This window comes from uncultured Chitinophaga sp. (assembly GCF_937874145.1).
Lineage (GTDB): Bacteria > Bacteroidota > Bacteroidia > Chitinophagales > Chitinophagaceae > Chitinophaga.
Genome location: NZ_CALNBI010000475.1, coordinates 1 through 15,200 on the forward strand (window position 1 = coordinate 1; position 15,200 = coordinate 15,200).

13 protein-coding genes are annotated in these 15,200 nt (G+C 54.2%); 6 read left to right on the top strand and 7 right to left on the bottom strand.

Features of this window, described 5'->3' with window-relative positions:
• A partial coding sequence (locus Q0510_RS22785) for a LytTR family DNA-binding domain-containing protein (RefSeq protein WP_298716893.1) occupies positions 1-437 on the top strand: 437 nt, incomplete at its 5' end.
• Positions 438-1,028: 591 nt separating this feature from the next.
• On the opposite strand, the gene Q0510_RS22790 is transcribed toward Q0510_RS22785, so the two are convergent.
• Positions 1,029-1,790 (bottom strand): geranylgeranylglyceryl/heptaprenylglyceryl phosphate synthase, encoded by a 762-nt coding sequence (locus Q0510_RS22790; protein ID WP_298716896.1) that lies wholly within the window; start codon positions 1,788-1,790, stop codon positions 1,029-1,031.
• Positions 1,791-2,063: 273 nt separating this feature from the next.
• Between Q0510_RS22790 and Q0510_RS22795 the strand changes: the two genes are divergently transcribed.
• A complete protein-coding gene (locus tag Q0510_RS22795; protein WP_298716899.1) occupies positions 2,064-5,396 on the top strand; it encodes a vitamin B12-dependent ribonucleotide reductase in 3,333 nt (1,110 codons plus the stop codon).
• Positions 5,397-6,341: 945 nt separating this feature from the next.
• On the opposite strand, the gene Q0510_RS22800 is transcribed toward Q0510_RS22795, so the two are convergent.
• The gene (locus tag Q0510_RS22800) at positions 6,342-7,100 is read right to left on the bottom strand and encodes an adenine nucleotide alpha hydrolase (RefSeq protein ID WP_298716902.1); all 759 of its coding nucleotides are present in this window, start codon (positions 7,098-7,100) and stop codon (positions 6,342-6,344) included.
• Positions 7,101-7,176: 76 nt separating this feature from the next.
• Here Q0510_RS22800 and Q0510_RS22805 point away from each other — a divergent pair, with 76 nt between their 5' ends.
• The 3 genes from Q0510_RS22805 (at position 7,177) to Q0510_RS22815 (ending at position 9,700) form a co-directional block, all read left to right on the top strand.
• On the top strand, positions 7,177-8,523 hold the full coding sequence (locus Q0510_RS22805; protein ID WP_298716905.1) for an alkaline phosphatase: 1,347 nt from the start codon (positions 7,177-7,179) through the stop codon (positions 8,521-8,523).
• Between the two features lie 167 nt (positions 8,524-8,690).
• Positions 8,691-9,182, top strand: coding sequence for a hypothetical protein (locus Q0510_RS22810; protein WP_298716907.1), 492 nt, complete (start codon positions 8,691-8,693; stop codon positions 9,180-9,182).
• A gap of 17 nt (positions 9,183-9,199) precedes the next feature.
• Positions 9,200-9,700, top strand: a complete 501-nt coding sequence (locus Q0510_RS22815) for a YcxB family protein (protein ID WP_298716910.1) — start codon at positions 9,200-9,202, stop codon at positions 9,698-9,700.
• Here Q0510_RS22815 and Q0510_RS22820 read toward each other — a convergent pair whose 3' ends face one another.
• From Q0510_RS22820 to prs, 3 genes are read right to left on the bottom strand one after another with little or no spacing between them, the layout of a single operon-like run.
• Positions 9,701-10,132: a GNAT family N-acetyltransferase gene (locus tag Q0510_RS22820; protein ID WP_298716912.1), complete on the bottom strand. Its 432-nt coding sequence runs from the start codon at positions 10,130-10,132 to the stop codon at positions 9,701-9,703.
• Positions 10,133-10,151: 19 nt separating this feature from the next.
• On the bottom strand, positions 10,152-10,625 hold the full coding sequence (locus Q0510_RS22825; RefSeq protein WP_298716915.1) for a hypothetical protein: 474 nt from the start codon (positions 10,623-10,625) through the stop codon (positions 10,152-10,154).
• Positions 10,626-10,670: 45 nt separating this feature from the next.
• Complete coding sequence (gene prs, locus Q0510_RS22830) at positions 10,671-11,603, bottom strand: ribose-phosphate diphosphokinase (RefSeq protein WP_298716918.1); 933 nt, start codon at positions 11,601-11,603, stop codon at positions 10,671-10,673.
• Positions 11,604-11,708: 105 nt separating this feature from the next.
• Here prs and Q0510_RS22835 point away from each other — a divergent pair, with 105 nt between their 5' ends.
• Positions 11,709-12,455 carry a carboxypeptidase-like regulatory domain-containing protein gene (locus Q0510_RS22835; RefSeq protein ID WP_298716921.1) on the top strand — a complete coding sequence of 249 codons (747 nt, stop codon included), beginning with the start codon at positions 11,709-11,711 and terminating at the stop codon, positions 12,453-12,455.
• 73 nt (positions 12,456-12,528) lie between these two features.
• Here the strand turns inward: Q0510_RS22835 and Q0510_RS22840 are convergent, their stop codons facing one another.
• On the bottom strand, positions 12,529-13,848 hold the full coding sequence (locus Q0510_RS22840; protein ID WP_298716923.1) for a TolC family protein: 1,320 nt from the start codon (positions 13,846-13,848) through the stop codon (positions 12,529-12,531).
• Between the two features lie 12 nt (positions 13,849-13,860).
• Positions 13,861-15,200 (bottom strand): efflux RND transporter permease subunit (locus tag Q0510_RS22845; RefSeq protein ID WP_298716926.1); only part of this gene is annotated, 1,340 nt, incomplete at its 5' end.

Here is a 15,200-nt window from a genome sequence, read left to right on the forward strand (position 1 = left end):
GAGCTCTTGCCCTCCAGGCGCGCGGCGATGTCGCGTTCGAGTCCCCGGCCGGTCGGCTGGTAGTAGTGCGTGCCGCGCGCCTGGAGAAGATCCGCAACATCCTCGGGGAGAGCGACCAGGTGTTCGTGAAAGACGGCGACCGCTGCTGGTTCGTGAAATTGCAGGAAATTCGCCTGTTCGAAAGCGTGGGGAACTACGCCCGCGTTTATTTCGAAACCAATAAACCTTTGATCCTCAAATCATTGAACGCTCTCGAAGAGCGCCTCGACGAGCGGGTGTTTTTCCGCGCCAACCGGAAGCACATCGTTAACCTGCGCATGATCGAGCGGATCGATACCTACTTCAACGGGGGGCTGTTGCTGGAGATGCGCGGTGGGGAGAAGATCGAGGTGAGCCGCAGGCAGGCGGTGAAATTCAAGGAAATGATGAGCCTGTAGGGCTTTGTTGATATTATTATGCCAGGGGCGGCAGGGATTGGATTCCCTGCCGCCTTTTTTTGCGGAAAGGAAGAATGTACCGGCCGGGTGGTAAAATCATGTCGACTATAAAGGGAAGAAGTCATTTCGATAAGCCCGGAACGGATTTTGCTTATAACGTTTTGGTTGAAAAACTAAGGGCTGCCTTGGAGAAAGCAGCCCGTTATTTAAATTATGCTTATGAAAAAAGGCCTTACGGCCGAAAAAACCATAGTTATGCGAATGCCCGCGCGAAAGCCAATACCTCGACCGGGACAGATAACGTTACGTTTACTGTAATAAATTCTCTGGATATGCTTGTGAATGTCTTATAGACAAACAGTTCGGATGAAAAAGCCGCTGGCCAGGCGATTACATAAAATCACTCTCACGTCAACTAGCGTCTCTATTAAGGGCCTTTGAATTACTTATATCTAATGGTCTGGTCGGTTTCGGGGTGCAAGATATTAAACCTCCGCAAGTTTTCATAAGAATCTTGCGGGGATCAATAAAAAATTTGATAGAGGGATAATTTAAGTGGTTGAAGTGAAGGTGCCTGATAAGCTGAAAGGGTTAACGGGCGGCGTTTACAGGGGCGCTGTGCACGGCTTCGGCGATTTCCCGGATCAGGGAAGCATCTTTTTCGATGGCGTTGCCGACAACGATGATATCGGCGCCTGCTTTGCAGTTCAAATAGGCTTTTTCGGCGGTACGGATACCTCCGCCAACGATCACCGGAACTTCCACCTGGCTGGATACGCGCTGGATCATGCTTTCAGTGATGGGTTTGCGGGCGCCGCTGCCGGCGTCCATATAAATCACTTTCATGCCGAGCATATCTCCCGCCATGGCGGTGCACATGGCGATATCGTCTTTATCCGCGGGGATGGGGGTGGCGTTGCTGATGTACGACACCGTGGTGGGGGCGCCGCCGTCGATCACCATATATCCGGTGGAAATTACTTCCAGCCCGCTCTTCTTTACAGCTGCAGCGGAAACCACATGCTGCCCGATGAGCAGTTCCGGGTTGCGGCCCGAAATCATGGAGAGGTACAGCAAGGCGTCCGCATAACGCGAAACCTGGGAAGGGCTCCCCGGGAACAAAATCACCGGAATATCACAACTCGCCTTGATCTGCTGCACTACATCGTCCAGGTGATCGGTAATAACAAGACTGCCGCCCAGGAAGATATAATCCACCTTCGATTCCGTGCATTTGCCCGCCAGCTCTGCAATCCCGTCAGGCGTAACCTTGTCCGGATCTATCAGAACTGCGAATGATTTTGTACCCTTTGCCTTTCTCTCGATAAAGGAATTGTATATTTTTCTGTACATTAATAATGCATTGTTCCGGTTGTCGCAAATGTATACAATTTTTCGTAATAAGGACAGCGGCAAATAAATATGCATGGTATTGATTTTGCAATTGATTCACGCCCAAACCATGCCTAATACCAACACCTGTACGGCCGTTTTTGTTAATGGCGGCTTTTCCACAAGCTGTGCAAAACAAAACTCGTTTGTGTACCCATTGTAAGGTAACTTAGTTATCCCACACACAGAGTCGAAAAACCAGATTTGTTTAATCCTGTTAAAATTTTCTAGGGCATGAAAAATCAAGTAAAGAAGACCGGCGGTCTGACGTTCCCGCGGCATTTCACCCGGGAAGGCGTGAGTCCTTTCGATCAGTTCGAGTATGACCTTCGTTCGTCCGTTATCCGCAACCCTGGCGGAGACGTAGTTTTTGAAATGAATAATGTGGAAGTGCCGAAGGGCTGGTCGCAGATCGCCACCGATATTCTGGCCCAGAAATACTTCCGGAAAGCCGGTGTTCCCCAGCCCGACGGCTCCCTGGGAAGGGAAACGTCCGTCCGCGAGGTGGTCCACCGCATGGCCAACTGCTGGCGCGCATGGGGAGAACGCTACGACTACTTCGCCTCCGCCGCAGATGCCCAGGTATTTTACGAAGAACTGGCTTATTGCATGCTCAACCAGGCCTGTGTTCCCAACTCCCCGCAGTGGTTCAATACCGGCCTCTACGAAAGCTATGGCATCAAAGGGAAGCCCCAGGGCCACTATTATGTGGACCCCAAAACCGAGAAACTGCAGAAATCCACCTCCGCATACGAACGCCCGCAACCCCACGCCTGCTTCATCCTGAGCGTGGACGACGACCTGGTGAACGACGGCGGCATCATGGACCTCTGGGTCCGCGAAGCCCGGATCTTCAAATACGGCTCCGGCGTGGGCACCAACTTCTCCCGCATCCGCGGCGAAAATGAGAAACTCGGCGGCGGCGGGTCCTCCTCCGGCCTCATGAGCTTCCTCAAGATCGGCGACCGCGCCGCCGGCGCCATCAAATCCGGCGGCACCACCCGCCGGGCGGCTAAAATGGTCTGCCTCGACCTCGACCACCCCGAAATCCTCCAGTTCATCAACTGGAAAGTAGAGGAGGAAAAGAAAGTAGGCGCCCTTATCAACGCCGGCTACGCCTCCGATTACGAAGGTGAAGCCTACCGCACCGTGTCGGGCCAGAACTCCAACAACTCCGTCCGCATCCCCAATACCTTCTTCCATGCCCTGGAAGCGGATGGCGAATGGAACCTGACCGCACGTACCACTGGTAAGGTGATGAAATCGGTGAAAGCCAGCGACTTGTGGAACCAGATCGCCTATGCGGCCTGGCGTTGCGCCGACCCCGGCACCCAATACGACACCACCATCAACGAATGGCATACCTGCCCGCAAGGCGGCCGCATCAACGCCTCCAACCCCTGTTCCGAATACATGTTCCTCGATAACACGGCTTGCAACCTGGCTTCCGTGAACCTCCGCCGCTTCTTCGACGAAGGCACCAGCCGGTTCGACGTGGAAGGTTTCGAATATACCGTGCGCTTGTGGACCGTGGTGCTGGAAGTTTCCGTGCTCATGGCGCAGTTCCCCTCCCGCGAGGTGGCGGAGCTGAGCTACCAGTACCGCACCCTGGGACTGGGATACGCCAACCTGGGCAGCATGCTCATGGTGAGCGGCATCGCCTACGACAGCGAAGAGGCCCGCGGGATCGCGGGGGCGATAACGGCGATCATGACGGGCGTTTCCTATAAAACGTCCGCCGAAATGGCCGGGCACCTCGGCGCTTTCCCGAAATATGCGGAAAACAAACAGGATATGCTCCGCGTGATGCGCAACCACCGCGCGGCGGCGTACGACGCCATCGAGGCGTACGAAGGGCTGGAGATCCGTCCGCAGGGCATTAACGCCCGCTATTGCCCGGATTACCTCCTGACAGCGGCTACCAAGGCCTGGGACGATGCGGTGAAGCTGGGTGAGCAGTATGGTTACCGGAATGCGCAGGCAACGGTGATCGCGCCTACCGGCACCATCGGGTTGGTGATGGATTGCGATACCACGGGCGTGGAACCCGATTTTGCGCTGGTGAAGTTCAAGAAACTATCCGGTGGCGGGTATTTCAAGATCATCAACCAGTCTATTCCCTCTGCGCTGCAACACCTTGGGTATAAAGACAATGAGATCAAGGCTATTGTAGACTATGCGAAAGGGACGGGCAGCTTCGGCGGGGCGCCTTACATCAACCCGCAGACGCTCAGCGAGAAAGGGTTCATCGGCGATGAGCTGAAGAAGCTCGACACGGCCGTGGCCTCATCTTTCGACATCGCGTTCGTTTTCAATGTGTATACGTTAGGGGAGGAATGCCTGCAACGGCTGGGCTTCAAGCCGGAGCAATATTTCAACATGGAATTCAGCCTGCTGCACGAACTGGGCTTTACCGACGAGCAGATCGAAGCGGCGAACGATTACGTGTGCGGTACGATGACCGTGGAAGGCGCGCCTTATCTGAAGGATGCACATCTGCCCGTGTTCGACTGCGCCAATAAATGCGGCAAGAAAGGCGAGCGTTATATCCATCCCCACGGGCATATCCGGATGATGGCAGCGGCACAGCCTTTTATTTCGGGCGCTATTTCCAAGACCATCAACCTGCCGAACGAGGCGGTGGTGGAGGAGATCGCGGATTCCTACAAACTGAGCTGGGAATTGGGGTTGAAAGCCTGCGCGCTCTACCGCGATGGTTCCAAACTGAGCCAGCCGCTCAGCAACAAGAGCGATAAAAGGAAGAAAACCACCGAAGCGGAAGCACCTGCTGCGGAAGCTGCGCAGATCATCGATATGAACCAGCTCACGATCGACGAGCTGCTGGAAGAGCTGAACAAGCGCATGACCGCCAGCACCGACACGTCGCTGAAACGGGCACTGTCGCGGATCGTGGAGCGCAAGACGCTGCCGGCCAAACGGCGCGGGTTTACGCAGAAAGCGAAAGTGGGCGGCCAGCCGATCTTCGTGCGCACGGGCGAGTATAATGACGGAACGCTCGGGGAGATTTTCATTGACCTGGCGAAGGAGGGTTCCACGCTGCGGAGCCTTATGAACTGTTTCGCGATCGCTGTGAGCGTGGGGCTGCAGTACGGCGTGCCGCTGGAGGAATTCGTTGACAAATTCGTGTTTACGCGCTTCGAGCCCGCCGGTATGGTGGACCATCCGAATATCCGTTCGGCCACTTCGCTGATCGATTATATTTTCCGTGTGCTGGGTTATGAATACCTGGGCCGTACGGATCTCGTGCATATCCTGGAAGCGCCGGGGAATACAGGGGAGGACGAGTGGGACGAAGAGCCTGCCGCTCCCGCTGCAAAGCCGGCGCTGTCGAACGTACGGATCGTAGGCAATAAATCGGAAGCGCCGGGCCCGAAAGCCGCCAAAGCCCAGCCTGTAGGGGCTGCGGGCAGCGAAGGCGGAACGCAGGAATACATGCGCAGCATGCAAAGCGACGCGCCGGCATGTAACACCTGCGGGCACATAACGGTTCGTTCCGGCACCTGCTACAAATGCCTGAATTGCGGGAATAGCATGGGTTGTAGCTGATCTGTTCAGGACTTTTTAACAAGTAACCGCCCTCCGCTGCAATTTAGCCGCATCGTGAAAGCAGCCATGGTAGCGGGTTTGATAGAGATAAATAATCTTGTTACTTTGTTAATTATTTGTTATTCACCTTCGAAAATTTCAAATAAAGTTAACATCGATATACCTTTGTATACAAATAGGGTTTTCATAGGATAGTAACAAATTGAGGGCGCTTTTCTAAGTGCCCTTTTTCTTTTCAAACCCTTGAAGGCTGCGGTTTTCACGCATGCGGCATTTCCCAACTCCTTTCACATTTTTTTAAGAATTCCTGTACCGGAAAATGCATTTTCCGCGTTGCGGAATTTCGTTCCGTTTAATTTTTTCCGGAGATCAAATTTTTTTGTGCGGTATTTGCTTTCAGATGATTTTTCACTGCGCCGCTGCGGCAGTCAAATGAAACATCTTGCAATAAATACCGGTTAAGTCAAGAGTATTTTCAGTCCTTACCTGGGAATGAACACCTTGCACTTGATAATTTTGAACCTGGAATCATCAAATCTTCCATCCAAACGCGACCATTACATATGTGAGAATTTCCCGGACGCATTGAATCTGGGGATTTTAGGAGAAGAGGGAACTTTCATTAACAATTAACGGAGGGGATGCAAAACCGTTTTTGTCCAGCGGTTGCTTTTTTGTTGAATTTCCTTCAAAAAATAGTCCTTCAATTTCAAAATATTCATTTTTAACGCTGATTTTTGAGGAATTTGAATATTAAAAGTAAATCGTTTGTAGTTATTGTATTTATTTTATATTTGTTAAAGTATTAATTTTTTATATGGTTACTGTCCTATGAAAAACCAAAAATTCCTACACCGCGAGAATCTTCTTGCAAAGTAAATGACTCTCGAAAGCAATGGATTATTCCATTGCTTTTGTTTTTTCAGCCGGTGCGGGAATTAAAAATCAAACGGGGAGCAGTTCGCGGAAATGAAATCGGGTATCCCAGGCCAGGGGTTTCTCTTCCTCCCCGCCATCTTCCTGGAAACAATTATCCTCCTTTTTATAGCAATCGTCGCCATTGCGGGCCGGCGCATACGTGCGCGTCACCGTTTCGCCCATACGGAACGGGACCGGGGAACTGAAAATAGGCCCGTCGTACACGAAACTGTGGAACTCGCCGTTTTCCCCGCAAGGGTCTACCCCGGCTGGCAGATCGGCCAGGAACGCCGCATCGAACTCCCGCCCGGCAAATTCCGCCGGCAGGAACCTGTCGTTCACGCAAACGATCACTGCTTTAAAACCTGCCGCAATAAAATCCTGCGCCAGCTGCGCACTGTCGCGCTTCCAAAGCGGGAAAACGCCTTCCATGCCTGCCTTCGCCAGCTGCGATTCGCGGTAGGCCCGGAGGTCTTCCAGGAAAATATCCCCGAACACCGCCCGGCGGATACCTTCCCGCTGGTATCCTTCCAGCGCCTCGTTCATGATCCGGTTGTAATCTTCCATCGAGGCGTTTTCGGGGAGGAACGCCTTTTTCAGGGGCAAACCCGTCCGCCGCGCCTGCTCGTCGAGCAACACCTCCTGCACCCCGTGCATCGATACCCGGCGGTACGCCTCGCTCAGGGTCGTAAATAGCCCGCGGACATTCACTTCGCCCGACTGTTGCAGTTGCCAGAGGGCGAAAGACGCATCTTTCCCCCCGCTCCAATTGATATATGCTTCCATTTCACGTAAAATTATTGTATTTCCGGGGCATAAACGGGGCGGGAAGGCTATATTTGACTACCTAAACCGCACCCTCATGCGCCTGATCCCCTGCCTCATCCTGGCTATCCTGTTTTCCTGCACCTTCGCCTCCGCTCAACAGCAAAACCTCGTTTCCGGCCCCATGACCGGATCGATAGAACTGCGTGATGTGATCGTCTGGGCCGAAGTGTCCGCCGCCGCCAAAAAGGTGGCAGTCCGCTACTGGCCGCAGCAACAGCCCGGAAAAGCCCTGTCCCAAAACTGGACGGGCCCGCTGGGCAATGCCTACAATCCCGTCAAGATCCAGCTCCGCAACCTGGCGCCGGGCACATTATATAGATATGAGCTCCTGGTAGACAATATCTCCGTCAGGAAGTCATCTTTCCAAACCAAAACCCTCTGGCAGTACCGCATGCCCGCGCCGGATTTCACCTTCCTTACCGGCTCCTGCGCCTATTTCAACGAAGAAGGCTTTGACCGGCCGGGGAAGCCCTACGGCAAAGATTCCTCCATCTTCCTCACCATGACCAAAGAAAAAGCGGATTTCATGCTCTGGCTGGGCGATAACTGGTACACCCGGGAAGTGGATTACCATTCCGCACCCGGACTGGCTTACCGCGCCCACCGCGACCGCTCCCTGCCCGTGCTGCAGCCTTTCCTTTCGGCCATGCCGCATTACGCCATCTGGGACGACCACGATTTCGGCCCCAACGACGCTTCCAAAGCCTATATTTTCCGCGACGAAAGCCGGGAGATCTTCAGGGACTACTGGCCCAACCCCACCTTCGGGCAGGATGATAAAGGCATTTATACCCAGTTCAGTTTCAGCGATGTAGACTTTTTCCTGCTCGACGGCCGCTATTTTTCCAGCGGTTCCCGGATGCCCGACAGCACCGGCGGCCAGCCCAACCCGGAAAAGAAGATGTACGGAGACGCGCAGATGGAGTGGCTGCGTAACGCCTTATTGCAGAGCAATGCCCGCTTCAAGGTGATCGCCACGGGGAGCCAGGCGCTGAATATTTATTCCCGCTGGGATAGTTTTCATCACTTTCCTGTTGAATATTGTTCGTTTATGAACTGGCTGCAGGAGGTGAACGTTCCGGGGATCGTGTTTTTAACCGGCGACAGGCACCATTCTGAAGTGATCCGGTTCGACCGGCCGGGTAATTATCCCCTGTACGACATTACAAATTCCCCGCTGACGTCGGGGGAGGCGGCGCCGTCGGGGAATGAGGTGAACAGCCCGATCCGGGTGCCGGGAACGCTGGTAGTGACGCAGAACTACAGCAGGATCAAGGTGTTCGGTCCGCAGAACGACCGCAAAATGGCGGTGGAATTCGTGGACGGAAAGGGGCAGGTGCTGGGGAAATTCGAGGTGAGGGCTAATGATTTGAAAAAATAATTGGGGGGACGCTGCAACTTTTCCAGTGGCGGGTCGTCTTTTTCATACAGGCCCCGGGAGTTGGTCACCTGACCAGCACTGTTGGTACCGTAAATCTACGGATTCGTCAAAAGGGCTTTTATTATACCAGTTATTTTGTATTTTTAGGTCATTAAACATTTACCCTTATGAAAAAGCTGTTGTTTTTGTTGGCAATCGGGACAGTCGCTTCGACTGCGGTGTTCGCCCACAACGGCGATAAGACGAACAATAACGGCGAGAAGAATGAAAAGGGCACCGCCGCCACTGCCAGCAAGGCCAGGGTATCCAACCGGCTGGAGGAGATCCTGTGGACGGTTCCGCAGTCCAAAGTGGAAAAGGTGGATGAATCCGACATGCAGAAAGCCATGGTGGATTTGTACAAATGGTATTTACAGAACGAAACCCGCATACAGAATGATCCTTCGCTGAAGCTGGATCCGAAGGACCAGATCGTGGCTCCTTTCAAGGTTGACCCCAAGGTGCTGCAGCAATATATGCAGTTCATCAAGAAGAATTTTCCCGGGCTGAACGAAGATGATCTGAGCGACAAGCGCACGGCATCCAAATCCCGCAAAACCGCGCCTGTATCCACTTGCGACGATCTCGACGTTCCCATGCCATTGACAGCTTCGAAATAATTTCGTAAGTTCGTTTAATGCATTTGCTCCAGTTTACCTACAAGAGGGAAGAAGTTATCAGTGCATTACGGTTCCATTTTTTACGCAGAGGCGAGATCAGGGTTTTTAGAGTAACGCTGATCATCCTGTTATTGGCTACCGTGATCGGATATGTGTTTCGCATGGTGAATTTCAACGCGATGCTTGGGATTGTGCTGATGATGATAATCCTGGGCTGGGCATTCTGGTACCTGCTTCCGGTTTCCACTTACAATAAAGCCGCCACTTTCAGGGATAATATCCGTTTGCGGTATAACGACGAGGGCATGGCCATCTACACTGGCCAGGGCGAGCGCAGCATGTCGTGGCGCAGCTTCAGCCAGATCGTGGAAACGCAGTCGTTTTTCTTTCTCTACCGCGACAAGCGTTCTTTTTTCCTCATCCCCACCAGCGCTTTCGAGAACGACGAAGCGCACCTGCAGTTCAGGGAACTGATGCAGAAGACGTTTTCGGATTACAGCCGCAAGGCCAGGGGTTGATTACAGTTTCCGGTACATTTCGATATGATCGATGCCCACTTCGGTGAAGATTTCGCCGCGGGCGGAATAGCCGTTTTTCTCGTAGAAGGGGCGGGCAACGTCGCGGGCATGCATGGTCAGTTCCGAGAAACCTTCCTTGCGGGCCTGCTCTTCGGCGAAGCGCAGAATTTTACTTCCGGTTCCTTTGCCCTGCTGGTTTTCGTCCACCGCCATCTGCCGCAGCTGGATCACGTTATCGTTGACCGGCGTGAGGATGCAGCAGCCTACGATCTGCTTACCGTCGAAGCTCCCGATGAGGAAATCATGCATTTCCTGCCGGAGGTATTCCGTCGAGAAAGTGAGGCCCAGGGGGCGGCGGAGGATGTTGTCGCGCAGCACGACCATGTCGTGATAGTCGCAGCTGCCGTATTCGATGAGGCGGATGTCGGGCATAATGCGAAGGTACGGCAGTTTACCAAATGACGTTGCCGGTAAAGGGTTTGCCGGCATAATCCGGGAACGGTCGGACTTTGGCGAGTACTTTCGTGCGGACGTTGTATTCCCAAACGTGGGGATCTTCGAACCAGGGATCCTCGAGCACCAGGAGCGTGTCCGGACCGGACTGGCGCAGGTCGTGGGCCGAGCTGAATGCGATGGTTTGGATGCTGCCGTTGTGCCAAACGGCGAAAGACTGGTACCCTCCCACGGCGGCCCAGGTTTCGTCGTGGCTGATGATTCCGCATAATACGTCGCCGTAAAACCAGTCGAGGTAAGTGACCTTTTGCAATGAAAGGTTCAGCAGGTAAGCATTTTCGGAAAGGCTCATCAGGATCAGCTGATCCGTGTGGGCAAACTTTGCGTCGGAGTGGATGGTCCTTGAGCCGGTGCATGGCATTTTCAGTGCGCCCTGGTAAAGGCGTTCGAACAGTTCGGTTTCCGTGAACATGAATATAGGGCTGATTGGTTGGCCCCAATATAATAAAATGCTGGTTTAAACCGGAATGCTTTCGAACCAGGATAAGATCACCGGCGCCACGGAACGCACTTCCAGCAAGGGATCTGTGATATCGAGCGCGTTGGGGTGCGTGTCTGTACAAATAAGTTTTTCCACCAGCCCGCTGTCCGCGATCTTGCGGTAGCCGTTGCCGGCGAAAATACCGTGGGTGGTGATAACGCCGATGGAGGAGGCGCCGGCATGGCGGTATGCCTGTGCGGCGTTGAGCAGCGAGCCGCCGGTACGGATCATATCATCGTAGATGATGACCAGCGTATCCTGCACGTTGGCGCTGATGGCGGTAACGTGCGTTTCTTCCCCCGACACCCTTTTTTTGAACACGAAAGCGGCCTGCACGCCGAGGTCGTTGGCCAGGGATTCCACCCATTTGGCCCTGCCGGAATCGGTGCTTGCCAGCACGAAAGGCCTGCCGCCCGCGATATCCAGCGCCGCCTGCTGGACGATGGATTTGGCGTAAAGGTGCACCGGCCGCACGTTGCTTTCAAAATAATGCGAGATGCCGTCCACATGCAAATCGATCATGATCACGCGGATGCCGTTGGAAGCGGCGGGGAGTGCGGAGAACAGGGTGGCACGGGTTTTGGCTTTTACGATTTCCCCGTATTGCACGGCTCTTTCCATGGTGGAATACCCGAAATAGGGGATCACGAGGTTGACGCAGAGGGCGCCGTACTGGATACAGCCGTTGGCGATGTCGAACAATTCCAGGGTTTCCTTGTCGTCGATCGTTCCGCCGATGAGCACTACTTCCTTCCCGGTAACGCCGGAGGTTATACGATGGTAATGCTCCCCGTCGGGGAAGTCGCGGATGGAAAGGAGCCCCGGTTCCCAATCGTCCGGAGCGATGGCGAGCAGCCGCTCTTTCAGATATTGGTACCTTTGTGTGGAAAAGACGATTTTACGGGCCATGGCTTGAATTTCAGGAGTTTCCCGAAATTATAGCAAAAGCGTCAGGCTTATAAATTATTTTTAACGTTTCATTTGAGCCCGGAACGTTAAATTTGAGAGCATAGTATGAAGCAATTTCTGTTAAGATACGCTGTAGCGGCGGGCGTTTTATGCTTCGTCGGGCTGCAGGAGGCAAAGGCGCAGGCGGTACGGCTGATGGGTATGATCACCGACGCGGATACGCGCACCGGTCTCCCCGCGGTAAGCGTATGGAACAAACGTTCCGGCATGGGAACGGTGTCCAACGAGTCGGGCCGGTATTATATCGAAGCCCTGCCGGGGGATACCATCGAGTTTTCAAGCCTCAGCTATGTACGTGCGGCCTTCGTGGCGCCGGGCATTTCCTCCACCCGGAACGTGGAGCTGCAGCGGCATATCATGGGGCTCCAGGGCGTCAATATCCGCGGCCGCATCTACAAACAGGATTCACTTGCCATTCGGGAAGAATATGAGAGATATTTTGGATATAAGCGCCCCGGCGCGATGGATGTGCTGAAAACACTGCCGTCGAACCCCATCACCGCGCTTACCTACCTCGTTCCCAGCCGCGCCCGCAAGCGCAAGGAGAAGTTCGGCGAACAGCTGAAGTACTGGGAAGAAGAAAAGCATATCGATTACCGCTACAACCACGACCTGGTGGCCAGGGTCACAAAGCTGGAAAGCCCCGAACTGGATTCGTTCATGCTCGCTTACCGGCCGCCGTACAGTTTCCTGCTCAATGCCACGGAATACGACCTGCTGTTGTTCATCAAGCAATCGTTCGAGCGGTACCAGAAAAACAAAGGCCATCTCAGGAAAGACACGATCGAATAGTATTTACCTTATTCACATAAAAAAGCCCGGAAGCATGAAACTTCCGGGCTTTTTGTTTTTATCTGCGGGGAGATTATTTAAGTATCGATCCTTTCAGGCGCATCAGTTCCGTTTCCGCCACCTTGGTATTGTAGCGTGCCTGGATGAGGCGGTAGGCGGCCAGTTCGAGGCTTTGCTGCGCTTCTTTCACTTCGAGCGTGGTAGACACGCCCTGCCGGAAGCGTTCCAGCGCCACCATGGTATTTTCGCGGGCGAGGTCTACGCTTTCCTGCTCCAGTTCCAACGCCATTTTATAGTACTCGTAATCGCGGAAAGCGTTGCGCAGCTGCAGGTTCACGAGAGAAGCCTGGTTGTCGAGCGCGATTTGCTGGTATTCGATGTCGAGCTTCGCGGCTTTGTATGCGCGGTGCGAATTGAGGCCGTTGAAGATGGGCACGGTGGCGGAAAAACCATAGTTCATGCCACGGTTCTGGTTGAAGATGGGGCTGAACTGGTTGATGGCGGCGCTCGCGCGCGACTGGTTGAAGTTATACGCCGAGTTGAAAGAAAGCACCGGGAAGAAGTCGCCCTTTCTTTCCTTCAGCGTGATCCGCGAAATCTCCAGGTTCTGGCGGGATATCTGCAACTGCGGGTTCGTCTGCTGGATGTTTTCCAGGATCTGCCCGTAAGACATCTGCAGGTTCAGCGGGATGGTATCGTGTACATCGTAGTTCACGCTTTCGTCGGCGATGGCCAGCAACTGGTTCAGCGAAGCTTTGCTTTGCTCGATAACGGTTTGCTGGCGGAGCCAGTTGGCGCGCTGGGCATTGTAATCCACTTTCGCCTGCAGCCAGTCCGTTTTAGGCGCGAGGCCTGTCTGGAACTTGGCGTCGGAGAGCTTCACGCGCTCGTCGGAGATAGACATCTGCTCGGCCAGGGCGCGCAATTGCTGCTTCTGCTGCGCGATGTTGTAATAGCTGTTGATGATATTGGCGACTGTGTTTTCCACCTGGTTGCGGACGCTCAGCTCACCGAGGATTTCGATGGCTTGAATGCGCTGGCGGGTAGCGAACATTTTCAGGCCGTCGAACAACGTCCAGTTCAGGTTGACGGCTGCCTGCCATTGCTGGTTTTTAATGCCGGAGGTGTCGCGCTTGGAGCCGTTGCCGAATTCCTGCTTGGTAGCGGTGCGGGTCCAGGTTTTGGCGGCGGTGCCGTTGATGCGCGGCGCAAAAGCGAAGTTGGCGTAAGCGTTATCGTTGGCGGCCACTTCCGCATCGTTGCGCGCCATGCGGATGTCGTAGTTGTTTTTCAGCCCCAGGTCGATCGCCTGTTCCAGCGTGAGCACCTGTTGTGCCTGTGCGCCGCCGGCGGCGAGGAGGAGGATGAAGATGAATATCTGTTTCAGTTTCATTATTAGCATGTTTTAGGCGTGCGCGGCGGAAGCGGCTTCTTCAGGCACTTTCGATTCGGTTACCGCGTCTTCGAATTCCGTATTCTTTTTCCGGCGGCTCAGGAAGGTGTACACCGCGGGAATCACGTAGAGCGTGAGCACCAGCGAGAACATGATCCCGCCCACGATCACGATACCGAGCGGGATACGGCTGGTAGATGCAGCCCCAAGGCTCATCGCGATGGGCAATGCGCCCAGTGCCATGGCCAGCGAGGTCATCAGGATCGGGCGCAGGCGCATCACCGCTCCCTCGATAGCCGCTTCGGCTTTTTCCTTGCCCGCATCGCGCATGTGGTTGGCAAACTCCACGATCAAAATACCGTTCTTCGTCACCAGCCCTATCAGCATGATCACCCCGATCTGGGAGAAGATATTCCAGGTCTGGTTGAAAAGCTTCAGCGAAAGGAAGGCCCCGGCAAATGCCATGGGTACCGTCAGCATGATGATGAGCGGATCGATCCAGCTTTCGAACTGCGCAGCGAGTACGAGGTAAATGAGAATAAGCGCCAGCAGCAGTGCGAACATGGTGTTGGAACCGGATTCGGCATAGTCGCGGGAAGAGCCGCTCAGCGCGGTGTCGAACGAATTATCGATCACGCCTTCTTTTTCAAGGTTGGCATATATCTGGTTCATGGCGTCGATACCATCGCCGATGGTTTTGCCGGGCGCCAGGCCTGCGGAAATGGTGGCCGACTTCATACGGTTGTAGTGGTAAATTACCGGCGGGCTGGTTTCTTCCTCGATGGTCACGAGGTTATCCAGCTGGATGGCTTCGCCACGGGCGTTGCGGACGTAGATGCTTTGCAGGTCCACGGGGTCGTCGCGGTCGGCGCGGAACACCTGGCCCATTACCTGGTATTGTTTACCGTTGCGGATAAAGTAACCAAAGCGGCGGTTAGACAGTGCGAGCTGCAGGGTGGAGGAGATGTCTTCCACCGAAACGCCGAGCTCGCTGGCTTTCGCGCGGTTGATGTGGATGCGGAGCTCGGGTTTGTTGAACTTGAGGTCTACGTCTACCCCCTGGAACACCGGGTTGGCGCTGGCTTCTTCCACGAAGCGGGGCACTACGGAAGAGAGTTTCTCGAAGTTTACGTTCTGCAATACGAAGGCAACGGGCAAACCGCCTCTGCGGCCTACCTGGATGGTCTGCTGCTCGATGGCAAACACCCTGCCCTGCGGGAACCGGTACATATTACGGTTCACCATGTTCACGATATCTTTCTGCGAACGCAACCGCTCGTTGGGTTCTGTCAGCGTCACGAAAGAGAAGGCCGTATTCACGGAACCCGCACCGGAGAAGCCCGGCGCCGTCA